This is a genomic window from Dulcicalothrix desertica PCC 7102 (assembly GCF_003991905.1).
Classification (GTDB): Bacteria; Cyanobacteriota; Cyanobacteriia; order Cyanobacteriales; family Nostocaceae; genus Dulcicalothrix; species Dulcicalothrix desertica.
Genome location: NZ_RSCL01000022.1, coordinates 53,370 through 70,323 on the forward strand (window position 1 = coordinate 53,370; position 16,954 = coordinate 70,323).

Here is a 16,954-nt window from a genome sequence, read left to right on the forward strand (position 1 = left end):
TGTTTTTGTTGGGTTACGCAAAGCCTTCACCCAACCTACAGTTCATCCGTTACATCCGTTTATCATCCGTTGCCAGATTAGTTTAGGTTACTTGGTATAGTTTTGAATTTTTCTTTGGGTCCTAATGAGTAGTCTTCTAGTTTAAAATCGGCAAAAGGCTTTTCTTCTAAACGATTTCGTAATGCTTCATCCAAAATTACACCATCTGATTTTTTGCGTACTCCGATAATTATGATGCTACGTTGATAAGCTGTTGCGTCTTGGTTGCTTTTGCAGTCGGTGCGGTTGAATTGTCCTAGGTTTAATAATCGATATCCTTGTAGGTTGCGGTTATTACTGAAGAGTTTTTTAGATAATAATTGAATTTGTTTGGCTCTTTCTAATGCTCGTGCTTCTTCGGTTGCTATATTACCTTCGCATGATGCTGTTCCCACTGAGATTATTTCGCTGGGGTTTTCCATGATGCGTTGTATTCCTTCTTCTTGAAGGTTTGATTTTAAGGTGTCAAGATTTATAGTTTGGTCGTTATGTTTGATTTGAAAACTACTACCTAATAACCATTTATATTCTACTGATAAAACTGCAATGTTAAATTCGGCTACTCTTCCTTGACTATCTTTACCTGGTTGATAGGGGAAGTAGTCTACTGTGACTTTATCACCTTTTTTACGCTCCGGCGCCTGTCCATAGCTGCCACCAGTAGCATATCTATCCGAACGAGTTGCTAGTGCGACAAATCCTAATAATCCTAACACAACTAGCAATGCACTAATTAATGCTAGTAATGGGACGGTTACACGCTTTTCTTCTTCGGGTGGGCATACAGGTTGTGGTGGTAGGGTGGTAGTATGAGGTGATGATAAAATTTCTGTTTTTGGATTAATTACGGCGCCTACAACGTTAACGGTTGCTGCACTGCTAGCATTAGGGTATTGGTCGAATTGACCTAAGCGTTGTAAAATTTCTTCAGCAGTTTTAGCACGGTTGTTGATTTCGTGTGCCATTAGCCAGTCGATAAGATTGAGTAATGCTGGTGAGATATTCTTGGTATGTGGGCGCCATTGTAATTCGTTATTATAGGCATCGTACATAGTGTCAGGATGCTTACCTGTGAGTAAGAACACAAAGGTGCGTCCTAATGCGTAAAAGTCAGACTGTGTTACAGCTTTTCCATACATTTGTTCGGGTGCGCTGTAACCACCAGAGGAGATAGATGTTTGACTACCTGAACCACTACTAACTTTTGCGATATAACTGTTTGTTAATGCTCTTGCTGTGCCAAAGTCTATTAATACTAGTTGCCCATTTGGGCGAATCATTATATTAGATGGTTTAATGTCACGGTGTAAATACTGCTTGCCGTGTACTAATACTAAAATACTGGCTAATTGTTTTAACCAAGCAACTGCTTGTTCTTCAGAGATTGGACGGTTTTGCTGTTGCTGTAACCATTGCTCTAAGTTTGGCCCGTCAATTTTCTCCATCCCTAAGCAGTGCAACCCTAAACCTTCCCTAGTTTGATAGAGAAAATAACCTTCTACTCCGGGAATACCTGGATGGTGTAGTTCTCCTAGTACTGATGCTTCTTGTTTGAAGAGTTCTACAGCTTTGGCATCATAATTAAGGTCTTCTTTTAATACCTTGATAATTATAGGTTTATCCCGCTCGTAAGCATCGTATACTTTCCCGAAACCTGTTTTATCACTAAGTAGACGCATTACTCGAAAGCGTCCAAGTAACTCTAACTGGGAACCACAACTTTGACAAAAGCGGTTCTCGTCATTTTCTGGGTGATTAGGTTTTGGACAGGTAGGGTTTATACAAAGACTCATAGCGGAAAGGGAAAGGTGTCTGATATATGTTAGCAACTTAATCTTTATTCTCTGTGTACTCTGTGTCTCCGTGGTAAAAATAAGTTATCTTGTAGGACAGGCAGGGATGCCTGTTCCACAAGAAAGAGGTTTATTTCAAGACTTCTTTGAGTACGCTAACTAGTCTGTCAACGCTTTCGGGACGACTATTGTAACCCATTAAACCTACTCGCCAAACTTTACCAGCAAGTTCACCTAGTCCCCCACCAACTTCGACGTTATGCTCATCAAGTAGTTTACGCGCGACTGCTTTTCCGTCAACTCCTTCGGGTATACATACTGTTGTAAGTGTAGGAAGACGATATTGCTTTTCGACGTGCATCTTCAAACCTATGCTTTCTAAGCTTTCCCACAAGTATTCGACGTTCTTTTGGTGACGCTGCCAGCAGTTTTCAATACCTTCTTCTGCTATTAATCTTAGTGCTTCCCGCAGAGCATAATACATATTAATAGGCGCCGTATGATGGTAAACGCGCTCACTTCCCCAATATTTACCTAGTAGGTTCATATCGAGATACCAGTTTTTTACCTTGGTAGAACGGTTAAGTAATTTCTCCATTGCCTTCCGGCTCATTGTAAAAGGAGAGGCGCCAGGAGGGCAACCTAGACCTTTTTGGCTACAGCTATAAGCTAAGTCAACACCCCACTCATCTAAATATATTGGAGTTCCACCCAAACTTGTAACTGTATCGATTAATAGCAAAGTGCCATATTTTTCACACAGTTCTGAGACTCCTTCCATTGGTTGACGGGCGCCAGTAGAAGTTTCAGCATGAACTAATGCTAAAATACGCGGACGATGGGTTTCCATCGCTGCTTTAATTTCATCTAAACTAAAAACTTGTCCCCAAGGTTTTGTTATACTGCGAACATCGGCGCCGTAACGTCCTGCCATATCAACAAGACGATTACCGAAGTAACCCATTACACCAATTAAAACTACATCACCTGGTTCTACAGAGTTTGCAATAGTAGCTTCCATTGCCGCAGTTCCGGTACCACTAACTGCAATAGTCATGGCGTTATCAGTTTGCCATACATACCGAAGTAGCGATTGTATCTCATCCATTAAGTGTAAAAACGTAGGGTCAAGGTGCCCAACAGGTGAAGTATTCATCGCCTTAAGCACATCTGGATGAGAGTTAGAAGGACCAGGACCCAACAGCAAGCGGTTGGGCATTGATAAAGGACTAAGGTTTAATTTTTGACTCGTTTTGATAGAAAGCGTTTGTGTCATGATGCCCAAATAGTAAATTAGATTACAACAAGCTATTTTTGAATTTATAGCGTAATGGGCGCCAATGAATATGACATGCAATAAATGTAAAGACGCGATACTGTAGAGACGCGATTAATCGCGTCTCTACATGTATGATGTTTTAACAACAAAGGTACTAGTGGTGTAATTGAGTAGTATATAATCAGATAACTAAACGCCAATCGAGATAAAGACTTATGTTGTCAGACCATCTCAAAGCCTTTGCGTTACCCAGCACAGAAGATCTACCTTGCTCCGACGATACACCTGTGGACAACGAAGACCAAAATTATTTGCCTAACGTTTTGTTATTTTTGCTGAAATCTATCTGGAAAGAACGAGAAGATTGGTTCTTTGGTGTAAACATGGCAGTATACCATACAACAGGAACTAACTCAGATATACCTGTTGTACCAGATGGTTTTTTATCGCTGGGGGTGGAACGTAAAAAAGGTGGGAAATCACGTAGAAGTTATGCCACTTGGGAAGAAAATGGAGTGGCGCCTATTTTTGTACTTGAGATGGTATCGCATCAACCAGGTAGTGAATACGATAAAAAACTTAAGATTTACGCGAAATTGGGTGTACTTTACTACTTAATTTATAATCCAGAGTACTGGAAACGCGACAAACATCAACCCTTTGAGGTTTATAAATTAGTAAATAAATCATATAAATTACAAAGTGGCGAACCTTATTGGATGCCAGAAGTAGGGTTAGGTGTTGGAAGACACCAAATGACGGTAAATGGTATTTCAGAAGAGTTTTTATTTTGGTATGACGAGCAAGGAGAACGTTATTTAACAGGAGACGAAACTACAATAATTGAACGTCAACGTGCTGACCGAGAAAAACAACGCGTGGATCGAGAAGAACGACGTGCTGACGAAGAACGTCGAATGAGGGAGCAAGAAACTTTGCGCGCTAATGAAGAGCGTCGAATGAGAGAGCAAGAAACTTTGCGTGCTGACCAAGAGCGTCAAAAGAACGAACAGCTAATTCAATATTTACGCTCTCTGGGCATTGACCCTAATAATTTACCACCGAATTGATCAGATGAATAAGGGCTGAACAGAAAGGGAAGCTTATTGAGAATATCTTCAGTACTGTTCCGAAATAGTATTTGTTAACGCTGTAGTTTATTATACTGATTACAGACGGAGATTCGCGCTCAAATATATGAAATATATTGCAACTTGTTTAGTAATGCTATCCGGTTTTCTTTTGGCTGCTCCCGCAGAAGCTAGATGGATAAACGTTTCTGGAGTAACGAATGATGGCGCCACGTTAAGTTTTGAAAACAATGACCCAGGACTTACCCGATTTTCTTACCGAGTTATCACAAAGGATAGTGTAAGAATACAACAAGGAGTAACTAGTTGGTGTTATCGCGGACAAGTCAAAAAAAATCCAAATGCAGTTCCTACAACTGAAACACCTGGATGGTACGTTTACCAAGGGGATAATATTACATCCGTATATGCTAATTCACCTGCTAGTATAAATTTACTTAAAGTTATCTGTGCAGGAACCTAATAAGAAGAGTACTTTTTAAGAGAATCGTCTATGAGTGCGAATCGTTGGATAATAGTGTTTAGCAGTTACCCAACCGACATCTACGTTTGCGTTTTGGCTATTTATGGTTGTTTGGTGATGTTACCTGATGTATCTAGTTCGTATGTGACAAAAGCATTTTGTTTTACATCAACTGCTACGTTCCAGAAGTAATTTCCTTGATTTTGATTGTATTGTTGTTCTGCGCTTAGGAAGTAAACGCGGTTGCTAGGAATTTTAAAGCGTTTGCTTGCTGTTTTGGCTATATTAGTTGCCCAAGAATTAGGCATTAAATCATTGCGAGTGAAGAGTGTTTTTGTTGCTTCTGTGCGAGCTTGTTCACCTTTTTCGGAGGCTAAGTAAATATATTCTTTTCCTGGTTTTCCTTCAATGACTACTCGCCAACCAAGTTGATTGTCGTCGGTACGACATCTTGCATAAGGTAGGGCGAATTCTACACAAATATTCGTCCAAGTTTTCCGCTGTACTTGTTTGATGAGCAATACGTTTTTGGATAATTCCAGGTGCTTTGATGCCATATTTAGGATATTATCCATGACGGGTTTTGGAACTGATGCACTAGTTCGGTTTTGTGGGTCTCTTCCTATTAGAATTACTTGGTCTACAGAATCTGAGACAAAGTAATGCCAGTATTTATTTCCATCGGCGATTGTTACATTCCAACCTGTGAATACTGCTACGTCACAAAGTGGTAGAGGAATATTTCCACAATCTGGCGCCCATTTTCCACGTTTTGTATTAATGACTTTCCCTGAATTTTTGCCTAATCCCCAATCTGAGCGGGCGTTACGCAGTGCTGCATCTGTAATTTTTTTAGGCGCCACTACTTCTGATTTTACTTGTTGTTTAATTGAGTCTGGTGGTTGTGCAGTTGTAATAGATGCGCTTGTGGTAAGCGTGATTAAGGCTGCTAAAGCGATATGTATATACTTTAGTGATTTCATATTTTTTTGAGTTATATAGTTTGTGTAAATAATTTAGCTTCTAAAAATAATTACTTGTTTATTGGTTACAGTTTTGGAAACATTAATAAATTTATGATTTAGACTTATGGGTGAGTGATAAATTCGATAATATACTTAGACTATTGACGCTAGTTTCTGCATTTTGTTCCCATTATTTATATTGTGATTGTAGATTGTTAGTTTTGGAGACGTGATTAATCACTTGGGAACTATAATGGCCGTTATGACGTTCAATAAGTATAAGGGTAAATTTCGATTTATTGTATTTGTAATAACGTCAATGAAATCATCTTTAGTATTTAAAAGTCTTATATTACTTGCTTTTAGCTTATCGACATCAATAATTGTTGCTCAAGAATATCCTGTTGCAGCTAGTAGTGTTGCTGTTACACCATCTGCAAAACCAGCTAGGTTAACTTTATCAGGACATAAGGCGCCTGTACGCGCGGTGGCAATTTCTCCAAATGGGCAAAGCATAGCTAGCGGTGGCGATGATAAAACAGTGAAGTTATGGGATGCTTTAACAGGGAAGTTGCTTTTTGATTTAAATGGACATGTGCAAAATATTAAATCAGTTGCGTTTACACCTGATGGAACAACGCTTGTAAGTTCTGATACTGAGACAATTAAACTGTGGAATACTAAAACTGGTCAGTTAATCAAAACTATTACTGCACATAAGAATGGTGTGTTTGCAGCTATTCTTACTCCTGATGGGCAAACACTCATTAGTACGGGTGCAGATAATACTATCAAGCTTTGGAATATTAAAACTGGGAAGCTTCAACGCTCTCTAAAAGCTGAAGCGCGCGTTTTAGCGGTCAGTTCTGATGGTAAAACGTTATTTAGCGGTGGTGAAAATGGCGGTAAGATTCGCATATGGAATTTAGCAACTGGAAAACAACTGCGAACTTTGACACCACCACGTCCCAAGGATGCATTTTCTCCACAGCAGCAAGCAAGTGGCGCCATTTCTCTTGCTATTAGTCCTAATGGACAAACTTTAATTAGTGGTGGTTATGATGATAGTTTTCAATCTGGTCCTTTGCAACAAACTGATGGTAAAAATCTCAAAGCTTGGAATTTGAAAACAGGGAAACTAATTTATAATGTTTCGATTGGTGGTGCAGGTGTTGATACGCTGGCTATAAGTCCTGATGGGAAGGTATTTGTTGCAGGTGGTTTGGGTTATGAAGTTGTATTGTGCGATATTAAGACATCGAAAGCGATTATTACACAAAAAGGTCATGCTGGTGGGATTTATGGTTTAGCCTTTAGTCGTGATGGTAAGACTCTTGTTAGTGGAAGTGGTGATAAATCTGTGAAGGTTTGGCAATTGGTGCCTAGTTTGTCATTAGTAGCGTAGCGAAGAATCTCGTTTATCTTTAAACTTTTTAGATGCTTCACTACGTTCAGCATGACATTTGTGTTTAAACTTTTTAAATGCTTCACTACGTTCAGCATGACATTTGTGTTTAAGTTGCTTTATTTTGAGGCAAATTGAATTATTTTTGTTTTTAATTCTTCTTTCGCTAATCGTAGCATGTTAGCGTGGTTAGCTTCCGGAATAGCGTAAAATTCTTTTTTGGATGTTGCTGCTGCAAATAATATTTTGCCATTTTCAAATGGAATATATTCGTCTTCGACAGCATGTATAATTAATACTGGACATTTCACTTTTTTAATAGCCCGCATTGGTGAAACTTCTGCAATGTCAAATTTTGCCATTTTTTCCGCTTCTCTAATGGCTCGATTTCTCCAAAACTCAGGCAATAAGGGTACTTGCTGTTTAATTGCGTCGTTTAAATCTGCAAAGGATGCAATTGTGACTAGTCTTTTAATTCGCGGTTCCTTGGATGCTGCTGATGTTGCTACGGCGCCACCTGCGGAAACTCCAATTAAGGTAATATCATTTGTGGCAATAGGATGGCGCCTTTCTAGGTCATCAATTAATCCTGATACATCTTGCCATTCGTGATAACCAAAGGTAAAGTAATCACTACCACTTCTACCATGTCCCCGCAAGTCTATTAATGCTAGATTAAATCCTGCTTGCCATAAGGGTAAACTAAATTCAAGCATGTCTTGACGTGTGGCGCCTCTTGAGTGTAATACAATTAATGTCTTTGTAGATGGTGTTTTGGCTGGTATAAACCAACCGGAAATATTAATATTATCTTTAGTTTTAAAAGCTAGTGTTTCAGCCAAGGCGCCGTACTGTTCTAGAATTGGGGGATTGTCGAGTACTGGAAATTTATAATGACTCAATAAACTATAGGGTAGCCAACGGTCGAACATGATAACTGCTATAAAAGGTATAATTAAGCTCGAAATACTAATTATTTGACGTTTTCCTATTTTTTTCAATTTTCTAGTACAAATATAATATTTAGTTAAAAAAGTTGTTTTACTTGACAGCTAAAGCCTGGAAGTAAAGGTGAGCTTATCGTATCATTAACAAACAGTGTTGCAACTTGAACTAGTTGAGCATTTTGACGCTGGTAAACTTCTATTTCCTGCTTCCTCCAATCTACAATCCAATACTCTTGTACACCTTTGGTCGAATAAAGCTTTAATTTTGCTTCTCTATCACGTCGTTGGTTACTAACACCTTCAGACAAAACTTCAACAACTAACTCTGGGGCGCCTGTTAAATGACCTTCTGCATCAACAACTTGTGCAAGTCGCCCATTACTTATCCAAATTACATCAGGGATAACATTGTCAGCATCAGAGAAAATCACCCCTGGAGCTAGAATCGGTTGACCATTACCCGTTGAGTCAGACCAAACCAATAATTTTGCGTAAATCCTTCCACCAGAATTTTGATGTCCAATATCAGGTGCCCTTGTCACAAATAATTCCCCATCAATAATTTCATAACGCTTCCATTCATCGGTAGCGAGAAGTTCTAAATCGGCAATTGTCCAGCGAATTTTATCTGGTGCTTGAGTCATGACGATATTTCCTAAAGCTTAATGCATTATAATATTTTACATTATAATGATGTATAAAATTAAATGTGACATTATAAAAAATATTGTATAAAAAGTGTTTAATTTTCAAAATTATGCAAATTCCTAAAATCGTAACGAAACGCTTAATTTTACGAGGATATGAGGAAAATGATTTAGATGCTTTCGCTGATATGTACGGCAATCCTGATGTTATGCGCTACATCGGTTCGGGTCAAACTTCTAACCGTTCTGAATCTTGGCGCCTTATGGCAGTGATGTTAGGACATTGGCATCTACGTGGTTATGGGTCATGGGCTGTTGAGGAACGTACTAGCGGCGCCATGATTGGTAGAGTTGGTTGTTGGCGCCCTGAAGGATGGCCAGGATTTGAGATTGGTTGGATGATTCGACGGGAATTTTGGGGAAAAGGATTTGCGACTGAGGCGGGTAGTGCTGCTATGGAATTTGCTTTTGAGGAGCTAGAGCAACCGCACGTGATTAGTATTATTCAGCCAGAGAATGCTGCTTCTCGACGTGTTGCCGAGAAGTTGGGGGAGAAGTTGGAGGGTACAGCAGAAGTTTTGGGTAAAGAATGTGTGGTTTATGGAATTAGTCGAGAGGAGTGGGAAAATAGTTAAATTATCAACATCAAAAACAAAATGTCAGAATACCTTAAAATCGAAGAATTAATTGCGTTGCCAAGGCTGTAAATCCTTCTATTAGTAACGATGGAACAAGGGTTGCTTATGTGAAACGTCAAGTTGACTGGGATAGCAATGTTTATCAATGGCATGTTTGGGTTTATGAGAATGGTAATAATTATCCATTGACGCGCGGTAAAAATGAAAGTTATCAACCTAAATGGGCGCCTTTTGATAGTGTACATTCCAAAACTTTGGCTTATTTAGCAAGACCGAGTGAAAGGGATAGGAAAAGGCAAATTTTTATTAAGCCTGATGGTGATGTTACGGCTTTTCAAGTTTCTTATGCTTCTGAAGATATTACCGCGTTTCAATGGGCGCCGTCAGGAGAGGGATTTTTCTTTGTTTCGCGTGAGGTTGAAGCTAAACCTATCAAAAAACGACGAGAAATTTATGGAGATATTGAGTATGTTAACCGTGAGTACCGCAATAGTACTTTATTTTATCTAGATTTGCAAAAAGGATTGGATAAAACTTTGCAAGCTAGTAAGTTACCGAAAGATTTGCGCGAAGGTAATGAAAACAAAGAGAATAATGGCACTAAAGAAGAAAAAGATGAATTGTCTATACAGTTTACATGTTTGAAAAATCTTCATATCCATGATTTTGATGTCGCTAGTAGTGGGAAAAAAGTCGCTTTGCTTGCTACACCTTCACCAAATTTAGCAGAACAAGACAAAATTGAAATTTATATTTTAGATGTAGATTCTAAGGAAGTTAATAAACTTGACGTTCCTCTTGTTGGTGTTAAACGTAACATTTTATTTTCTCCAGATAGTACTTGTGTTTGCTTTACTTATTTACGTACTGGCAAATGGTTTGATGATAAGTATATAGCTGTATATAATTTAGACAATAATCAAATTACTAAGCTGACACCAGATGTTACGGGTATTAATGAATGTGTTTCTCCGCTACGTTGGACGACTAAAGGAATTTTAATTTGGTGGCAATATAAAACTAGCAGTAAATTGGGTATATTAAAACTCGATGGCAAAGTAACTCCACTTGTTGCAGATAATAAGTCGTATATTCAAATTGCTGCAATTAGTTTAGATGGCGAAAATTTTGCTTATATAAAGGGTGGCTCTCAAGATTGTTACGAGCTTTATTATAATGATGTGCGTGCGACAAATCAATCAAGTATATTAACGAACAAGGCTTTTGCTCAAAAAGAAGTTATTGAATGGTCTAGTTTAGATGGTACTAAAGTAGAGGGGATTTTATGTAAACCTGTTGATTTTGATTCTAGTAAAAAATATCCTTTGTTAGTCAGGGTGCATGGTGGACCTAAATCAACGTCGCTTCCAGTTGCGTTAGATGAGAACACTTATCCGATTGAGAGTTTTGTGGAGAAAGGTTTTCTTGTACTATTACCTAATTACCGAGGTAGTAATGGGTATGGTGAAAAGTTCCGCAGTTTGAATTATCAAGATTTGGGTACTGGTGATTATGCGGATGTTATTTCTGGTGTTGATTATTTAATTAGTCAGGGTTTTGTTGATGGTGACAAAACTGGTGTTATGGGTTGGAGTCAGGGTGGATATATTTCTGCTTTTTGCGCTACTTATAGTAAACGGTTTAAAGCTGCTAGTGTAGGCGCCGGAATTAGTAATTGGGTTACTTACTATGTTAGTACAGATATTTACCCTTTTACACACTATTATTTGGGTGATACTCCTTGGAATGATATGAAGGTCTATGAGAAAGCTTCGCCAATGACTTATATTAAGAATTCTTGCACGCCAACTCTAATTCAACACGGTGATTCTGATAAACGTGTACCAGTCTCTAATGCGTATGAACTATATCGAGGTTTATGTGATGTTGATGTAGAAACTGAGCTTGTGATTTTTAAGAATATGGGACATGGAGTGAATAAACCTGGTATTGCGCGCGCGCTAATGAAACAAAATTTAATTTGGTTTAGTCATTATATATTAGGTGAGAGTATAGAGGGTGAGAGTATAGAGGGATTCTACTTAGATTAGTAGGTTGGGTGGAGGCTTTGCGGAACCCAACAAATACTCGATGTTTTCATGTTGGGTTCCGTTCCTCCACCCAACCTACTAGGTGATTTTTTTGTAACAAATTATCTTTTATCTACTGCGGCTTGGCGGATGTAATATTCTTTGTCTGTAGCTAATATATTTAGTACAAAATCGGGTGTGCTGGAATTGTTGGCTACAGCAAAACGAATATCGTAGTCAGGATGTGTAGCTAATTTTTCTAATAAGGTGTCTGATGTGTTGCAATTTTTTGCGATGCCAAGCTCAAATAGCCAGTAGTGGTTTTCTCGATTTTGAATTGTGCAGATTTTTTCTAGTGTATGGGATGGGGTGCTGGAATTCATTGAGATTCCTCGTAAGACTGCCGCTTCTTGACTTGATAGAGCTTTTGATTCGGCAAGTTCGACCATGTTATCACCAATTTTTTCTAGAATTGTAGGTCTGGTATTAGGGTTTTCTGCTAGTTGACGTTGTGTCTCCATGTAAATATCTTTGGCTAGTTCTTCGAGGATATCTACTGGTGTATTGGAATTTCCGGCAACTTGTGAACGCACATCACCTGACTCATCAGAAGCAAGTTGAGTTAAGGTTTCGGGTGGGGTATTGGGATTTGCTGCCAGATAAAAGCGTATTTGTTCTTCTGCATCGCTAGCTAACTTTGATAAAGCTGTTTTTGGGGTGTTGTAGTGTGTTGCGACTGCACGACGCACATAAAAATCTCTATGAGTTGCCAAGTTACCGAGTGTGTCTGAGTCGGTATTTGAGTTATTTGCTTTCTCTCGACTTTGAATTTTGTCCGGAGTCAATACACTAGTTACGGAAAATTCATTTATGTTCGCAGCTGTGTTCATATGTAGTTGTGAATTATTACACTCTGTTTATAGAGTTCCCGCAAAATTTGAAAAATTAACGTCTCTTCTTACTGAGTCTTCAAGTTTTGTGAGCGTGTCCTCCTTCTAAGGTAGTAAGTTATACGTGGGTATCAATTTAAAAATCAGTCTTAAAGCTTGTTTACTGTTGCTTTGGAGGGGTTTAGGTGGTTTTTAATGATGAAAATTAGTATTACATTTTATACGTAAATCAGTGTAAACGCTGAAGCGTTTATTACATATGCACATGTATATTTGTGATTACGTTGAAAATAAGTGTGCAAGGAGATGGGAGCATCTACTCCCAAATATGAATCGACTTTCTTCTTCATCTTGGCATGATGTTCGTGCAGCATTTCGGGAAATTTGGGGTTATGAAGATTTTCGTTCGCCCCAAGGAGAAATAATTCGTTGTTTACTCGCGCGGAATGATGCTTTGATTATTATGCCAACTGGTGGCGGAAAGTCGATTTGTTTCCAATTGCCAGCGTTACTTCAAACTGGTTTGACGCTGGTTGTTTCTCCATTAGTAGCGTTGATGGAAAATCAGGTGCAGGAATTACACTGCAAAAAGTTACCTGCTGCACTTTTACACAGCGAGTTGTCATCTATACAACGGCGCCAAACGTTAAAAGCGTTGGAAGAACAAAAGTTAAGATTATTGTATTTATCTCCAGAGACTTTATTTAGTCCACCCGTATGGGAAAGGTTAATTAAACCAGAAATTGATATTACGGCAATCATACTTGACGAAGCGCATTGTTTGACCCAGTGGGGCGACACGTTTCGTCCAGCGTATCGAAGGTTGGGGGCAGTGCGTCAAGCTTTACTCAAATATAAACCAGTGGGAACTAAAATAAGCATAGCTGCATTTACTGCCACCGCTGACCCCCTAGCCCAAGAGACAATACAAAAAGTTTTAGGATTACAGAAACCTGAAATATTTAGACTTAATCCATATCGTTCTAATTTGAATCCGACTGTTCGTATAGCATGGACACCCAATGGTCGTAAGCAACAATTATTAAGATTTATTAAGAATAGACCGAAGCAAGCAGGTTTAATTTATGTTCGTCAACGTAGCTCTAGTGAAGAGTTAGCAGCTTGGCTTGAAGAATTGGGCTATTCTACAGCAGCTTATCATGCTGGGTTAAATGCTGAAGGGCGCCGTGCTATTGAAACGAGTTGGTTAAACGATAAAATACCATTTGTAATTTGTACTTCAGCGTTTGGAATGGGAGTGAATAAACCGAATGTCCGATGGGTCGTTCATTTTCATGCACCGTTAATGTTATCAGAGTATGTACAAGAAATTGGGCGTGCGGGAAGAGATGGAAAACCATCTGAAGCATTAACGTTAGTTAGCGAACCCACTGGATGGTTAGACCCTGAAGATAAACAAAGACAGGATTTTTTTGAGTTGAAAATGCGAGAACAGCAGATTGAAGCGCAACAGCTTGTAAAGAAGTTACCGCGACAAGGTGAAATAAATTCTGTAATGGCAAAATTTCCGAATAGTGCAACTGCGCTTTCGCTGCTTCATAGTAATGGTCAATTGGAATGGCTTGACCCTTTTAATTACAGGATTGCTGCGGAGGGAAAGAGTCAAGCAAGTACGCATATAAAAGCTTCTAAACAAATGCATAAGTATTTGTTTAGTAGGGGGTGCCGTTGGCAGTCTTTGTTAAAAGGATTTGGTTTTGGTGGGGAATCTGAAAATTGGCGTTGTGGTCATTGTGATAATTGCTTAAAAGTTAGGAGTTAGGAGTTACGAGTTAGGAGGAGCAATGGTGGATGCTAAAAGTTCAAAACAACATTGCATAAATCATCAAAGGTAAACATGTAAATATTTGGATGAGTAAATGTTAAAAAATTACGAATCTATTAACACACAATATTTGTGAGAATGCTCAAGGTCAGGTACTGAAGCAAGACGGTTGCGAAAGTGGCTCTGATGACGCGCGTAAACCAGAGTGGAGAGTGTCAAACAAGCATCATATGTGGGCTGGGCAGCCATTCACCACCTGGTCAGAATACAGCGGTAAATGCATGGATGTAGCCAATGCCTCGGTCTCTGATTACACCTCTGTTGGGCAGTACACTTGTCACGGTGGTCCAAACCAGAAGTTCCGAGTGCAGTATGTTCCTGGAACTTGATTAAAACGTTTTATATTGGCGCCTTTTTACTTCTCTTTGTAGCAAATTAGGTTCTATTTTTTTATGCACCAAAAACTTCTACATTGAAAACAACGCAGTTTCGGAGGCGCCTCAAACCAATCTTCCTGTCAGGAGCGTCTAGGAGTAGCAGATACAGGCGCCTTTATCTATATTATTGTTCGCAATATAGTGTATATGTACTGTAATTTTTGTGTAAGCGTTTGAGGCTATTGTGCCTCCCTCGACCTAACTTCAACAGAATTTTCTACTGGAGAGAGGAAATTTTCTTTGTGTCTATAAAAGTGCAATAGCTCTTTCTATGGCATTTTGAATAACAATAGAAGAATTTTCTATTTGCTCTTCAGCATTACCAATTGTGTTAGCAGCTCCTTTAATAGCTATGTAATTCAAGCTCTTTTCAGGGTCAAATAAGTTACAAAAATGATAAAACTGTGCAACTTCCATATCTACTAAATCAGTTGTGTAAAAATATTGGTTAACTGCCTGAATAAGTCTTTGCGTTTGATTAGGGTAATTTCCACTAAGAACTCTTTCAGAAAAGCCATAGAAAAAATCGGTAGACACAATCGAAGCTGTTGAAAAATCACATTTCACCAAAAAATTTGGTGTAAGAGGTTGTTTGATAGAATCATCGTCAACTGCTGTAGCGCCTAAATATGCTTGGTCTATAATATAAACATCACCAAGCTTTTTACTTGAATTAGGTAATTTTCCTGCTGTTCCAATCAAAATAATTTTATTAACTTTGGATTTAATAGTTGGATTAAAAAGTATTTCCCAAATAAGCGGTTCTAATGTACCAGTTCCAATTCCTGTCCATATTAGCGAAAAATTTAAATATTTCCAGAATTGATAACATCTATATTCATGTACTTTTGTACCTTCAAAAGAAAGATTTTTGAATGAATCAATAAGTTCATTGGCATCTTCTCCACAACATAAAATTATATTTTTATCTATATATTCAGGAGTTATTTTCGTATTTGGTGCAATAATAGTCATAGTTCAATTCCTAAGAAGGTTATGCAGTCAGGGTAGTCGATAAAAATTGCTTTGATATCATTGGCGCCTTGCGCCCGTTTAGTTATCAAGGCGCCTGATACAAAGTAAAAGTAAAATCAATACTACGTAGGATTTGGGGGAAAGGGTAAGGGGTAAAGGGAAGAAATAACGATATATTAAGAGTTTCAGCCTTTTCCCCTTTTCCCTTTAACCGAATTTATCAAATAAAGCACTATTGTACGTTTGATTAAATCTGTTTGTTTTTAGCCCCAATATTTAAATAGGTGTGACTGATTTCAAGTTATGCATTTCCAGAAGAAATGGTAAATTGTCGGCGCTCATTTCAGTAATCAGTCGCTCAAAATCCAATAATTGAGTATAAAATATTTCTTTGATGCGGCTTTAAGTTATTTAGGTAAGTAATAATATAGTTAAATTATACTAAATGGTATTTGTACTAAAAAAGCGGCGCCTTGATAATTTGTTCCCAAATTGTACTACCCTATAGTACATTTTTATTTCTGCATTTAATTTTCCGTGGAAAAATATGTGAAGTAAAGTATTGTTAATAATAATCAATCTTTATGAATTAGTTCTAAAAATTAATATAATACAGGTACCAGCTATCGCAGTATAATACAGTGTATTTGCTACTAATATTTAGGGTGCTAAGTAAAAAGTGGAGGCGCCATGAAGCAGTAATCTGCTATGTAATTGAAACCTTAAATGTAGATAAAACGATGCGGAAGTTGGTATTAAATTGTTACAGAGTGATTGCTGCAACAGCGTTTACAACCATTACAGTACCTCACAAGTAACTGCATCATATAGTGTTACATTTGTAACCCAAAGTAGTATTTTGGGAGACGATGACCAATTAGATTGGTCTAGTTTGGGTGTTCCATCCCCTTTTAACTTTTTACCAAATTCGTTCGGCGCCACATCTAATAAAGGTTTGAAGTTAAACGTAGACATACGGGAAAACTCCGTTTACGTTCAAATTTCCTGCGGACATGAATGAACTTTGAATTTTTAATTTGTCTGCGGCGTTTCTGGTACATCGATACTCTCGCATTTGCCATTCGCCAATTACAAAACAGCGATACGCATGAAGAGCGTTGTAGTAAGTTGTTGTGGGGGCTTGGTTTAACCCTTTCATTCGTTGTTATGTCTGGGTTGTATTTTTTATGCACCAAAAACTTCTACCTTGAAAACAACGCAGTTTCGGAGGCGCCGATTTAATAGGATTGCTGGTTCTGAAGTTTATCAAGTCGCCAATCTTCTAATAGACCCAACTAGGCGTATAAATGTCTCAGTAGCAGGTATCATTTTATTCATTAATGCTGAAATTGATTTAAGTATGAAATACAGGCGCCACTCACTACCCTACGGGAAAACTTCGTTTACGTTCAAATTTCCTGCGGACATGAATGAACTTTGTGTCTGCGACAATGAATGTTCATGTGCGGAGCTTTCTTTGAGCGCAGCGAGTGGCGCCTATCTACTTATATTAGGTAAGCTTTGCTACTAGCTTTACCAACGGTGCCGCTATAAAGATTCTCATTGACA

General features: G+C 38.3%; 16 protein-coding genes. 8 read left to right on the forward strand and 8 right to left on the reverse strand.

From position 1 onward, the window contains the following. Nucleotides 1-77: 77 nt before the first annotated feature. Both DSM106972_RS36585 and DSM106972_RS36590 read right to left on the reverse strand, forming a co-directional pair. Nucleotides 78-1,832, reverse strand: a complete 1,755-nt coding sequence (locus DSM106972_RS36585) for a serine/threonine protein kinase (protein ID WP_127085300.1) — start codon at nucleotides 1,830-1,832, stop codon at nucleotides 78-80. A gap of 130 nt (nucleotides 1,833-1,962) precedes the next feature. Continuing rightward, the gene (locus tag DSM106972_RS36590) at nucleotides 1,963-3,108 is read right to left on the reverse strand and encodes an alanine--glyoxylate aminotransferase family protein (RefSeq protein WP_127085301.1); all 1,146 of its coding nucleotides are present in this window, start codon (nucleotides 3,106-3,108) and stop codon (nucleotides 1,963-1,965) included. A gap of 218 nt (nucleotides 3,109-3,326) precedes the next feature. Between DSM106972_RS36590 and DSM106972_RS36595 the strand changes: the two genes are divergently transcribed. Continuing rightward, on the forward strand, nucleotides 3,327-4,181 hold the full coding sequence (locus DSM106972_RS36595) for a Uma2 family endonuclease (protein ID WP_127085302.1): 855 nt from the start codon (nucleotides 3,327-3,329) through the stop codon (nucleotides 4,179-4,181). A gap of 127 nt (nucleotides 4,182-4,308) precedes the next feature. After that, complete coding sequence (locus DSM106972_RS36600; protein ID WP_127085303.1) at nucleotides 4,309-4,665, forward strand: hypothetical protein; 357 nt, start codon at nucleotides 4,309-4,311, stop codon at nucleotides 4,663-4,665. A gap of 101 nt (nucleotides 4,666-4,766) precedes the next feature. Here DSM106972_RS36600 and DSM106972_RS36605 read toward each other — a convergent pair whose 3' ends face one another. Next, the gene (locus tag DSM106972_RS36605; protein WP_127085304.1) at nucleotides 4,767-5,648 is read right to left on the reverse strand and encodes a hypothetical protein; all 882 of its coding nucleotides are present in this window, start codon (nucleotides 5,646-5,648) and stop codon (nucleotides 4,767-4,769) included. 301 nt (nucleotides 5,649-5,949) lie between these two features. Between DSM106972_RS36605 and DSM106972_RS36610 the strand changes: the two genes are divergently transcribed. After that, nucleotides 5,950-7,035 carry a WD40 repeat domain-containing protein gene (locus DSM106972_RS36610; RefSeq protein WP_127085305.1) on the forward strand — a complete coding sequence of 362 codons (1,086 nt, stop codon included), beginning with the start codon at nucleotides 5,950-5,952 and terminating at the stop codon, nucleotides 7,033-7,035. Nucleotides 7,036-7,154: 119 nt separating this feature from the next. Here DSM106972_RS36610 and DSM106972_RS36615 read toward each other — a convergent pair whose 3' ends face one another. After that, entirely contained in the window at nucleotides 7,155-8,036 is an 882-nt protein-coding gene (locus DSM106972_RS36615) for an alpha/beta hydrolase (protein WP_127085306.1), read from the reverse strand. 26 nt (nucleotides 8,037-8,062) lie between these two features. Beyond that, on the reverse strand, nucleotides 8,063-8,626 hold the full coding sequence (locus DSM106972_RS36620; RefSeq protein WP_127085307.1) for a Uma2 family endonuclease: 564 nt from the start codon (nucleotides 8,624-8,626) through the stop codon (nucleotides 8,063-8,065). 113 nt (nucleotides 8,627-8,739) lie between these two features. Between DSM106972_RS36620 and DSM106972_RS36625 the strand changes: the two genes are divergently transcribed. Both DSM106972_RS36625 and DSM106972_RS36630 read left to right on the forward strand, forming a co-directional pair. Beyond that, on the forward strand, nucleotides 8,740-9,264 hold the full coding sequence (locus tag DSM106972_RS36625; RefSeq protein WP_127085308.1) for a GNAT family N-acetyltransferase: 525 nt from the start codon (nucleotides 8,740-8,742) through the stop codon (nucleotides 9,262-9,264). Nucleotides 9,265-9,374: 110 nt separating this feature from the next. Further along, entirely contained in the window at nucleotides 9,375-11,318 is a 1,944-nt protein-coding gene (locus DSM106972_RS36630; RefSeq protein ID WP_158632937.1) for a S9 family peptidase, read from the forward strand. 101 nt (nucleotides 11,319-11,419) lie between these two features. On the opposite strand, the gene DSM106972_RS36635 is transcribed toward DSM106972_RS36630, so the two are convergent. Then, nucleotides 11,420-12,187, reverse strand: a complete 768-nt coding sequence (locus DSM106972_RS36635; RefSeq protein WP_127085310.1) for a hypothetical protein — start codon at nucleotides 12,185-12,187, stop codon at nucleotides 11,420-11,422. Nucleotides 12,188-12,515: 328 nt separating this feature from the next. On the opposite strand from DSM106972_RS36635, the gene DSM106972_RS36640 reads away from it, so the two are divergent. Then, the gene (locus DSM106972_RS36640) at nucleotides 12,516-13,970 is read left to right on the forward strand and encodes a RecQ family ATP-dependent DNA helicase (RefSeq protein WP_127085311.1); all 1,455 of its coding nucleotides are present in this window, start codon (nucleotides 12,516-12,518) and stop codon (nucleotides 13,968-13,970) included. A 215-nt stretch (nucleotides 13,971-14,185) separates the two neighbouring features. After that, the gene (locus DSM106972_RS36645) at nucleotides 14,186-14,362 is read left to right on the forward strand and encodes an RICIN domain-containing protein (RefSeq protein ID WP_127085312.1); all 177 of its coding nucleotides are present in this window, start codon (nucleotides 14,186-14,188) and stop codon (nucleotides 14,360-14,362) included. Between the two features lie 294 nt (nucleotides 14,363-14,656). Here the strand turns inward: DSM106972_RS36645 and DSM106972_RS36650 are convergent, their stop codons facing one another. Beyond that, nucleotides 14,657-15,385, reverse strand: a complete 729-nt coding sequence (locus DSM106972_RS36650) for a phosphorylase family protein (RefSeq protein WP_127085313.1) — start codon at nucleotides 15,383-15,385, stop codon at nucleotides 14,657-14,659. Nucleotides 15,386-16,183: 798 nt separating this feature from the next. Continuing rightward, the gene (locus DSM106972_RS51730) at nucleotides 16,184-16,360 is read right to left on the reverse strand and encodes a hypothetical protein (protein WP_158632938.1); all 177 of its coding nucleotides are present in this window, start codon (nucleotides 16,358-16,360) and stop codon (nucleotides 16,184-16,186) included. 232 nt (nucleotides 16,361-16,592) lie between these two features. On the opposite strand from DSM106972_RS51730, the gene DSM106972_RS36655 reads away from it, so the two are divergent. After that, the gene (locus DSM106972_RS36655; protein WP_127085314.1) at nucleotides 16,593-16,916 is read left to right on the forward strand and encodes a hypothetical protein; all 324 of its coding nucleotides are present in this window, start codon (nucleotides 16,593-16,595) and stop codon (nucleotides 16,914-16,916) included. Nucleotides 16,917-16,954 lie beyond the last annotated feature (38 nt).

Excerpts from the sequence above, each read along its gene's own strand:
- DSM106972_RS36585 (WP_127085300.1), bottom strand. The coding sequence starts at position 1,832 with ATGAGTCTTTGTATAAACCCTACCTGTCCAAAACCTAATCACCCAGAA.
- DSM106972_RS36620 (WP_127085307.1), bottom strand. The coding sequence starts at position 8,626 with ATGACTCAAGCACCAGATAAAATTCGCTGGACAATTGCCGATTTAGAA.
- DSM106972_RS36605 (WP_127085304.1), bottom strand. The coding sequence starts at position 5,648 with ATGAAATCACTAAAGTATATACATATCGCTTTAGCAGCCTTAATCACG.
- DSM106972_RS36650 (WP_127085313.1), bottom strand. The coding sequence starts at position 15,385 with ATGACTATTATTGCACCAAATACGAAAATAACTCCTGAATATATAGAT.
- DSM106972_RS36590 (WP_127085301.1), bottom strand. The coding sequence starts at position 3,108 with ATGACACAAACGCTTTCTATCAAAACGAGTCAAAAATTAAACCTTAGT.
- DSM106972_RS36595 (WP_127085302.1), top strand. The coding sequence starts at position 3,327 with ATGTTGTCAGACCATCTCAAAGCCTTTGCGTTACCCAGCACAGAAGAT.
- DSM106972_RS36625 (WP_127085308.1), top strand. The coding sequence starts at position 8,740 with ATGCAAATTCCTAAAATCGTAACGAAACGCTTAATTTTACGAGGATAT.
- DSM106972_RS36640 (WP_127085311.1), top strand. The coding sequence starts at position 12,516 with ATGAATCGACTTTCTTCTTCATCTTGGCATGATGTTCGTGCAGCATTT.
- DSM106972_RS51730 (WP_158632938.1), bottom strand. The coding sequence starts at position 16,360 with ATGTCTACGTTTAACTTCAAACCTTTATTAGATGTGGCGCCGAACGAA.
- DSM106972_RS36600 (WP_127085303.1), top strand. The coding sequence starts at position 4,309 with ATGAAATATATTGCAACTTGTTTAGTAATGCTATCCGGTTTTCTTTTG.
- DSM106972_RS36635 (WP_127085310.1), bottom strand. The coding sequence starts at position 12,187 with ATGAACACAGCTGCGAACATAAATGAATTTTCCGTAACTAGTGTATTG.
- DSM106972_RS36610 (WP_127085305.1), top strand. The coding sequence starts at position 5,950 with ATGAAATCATCTTTAGTATTTAAAAGTCTTATATTACTTGCTTTTAGC.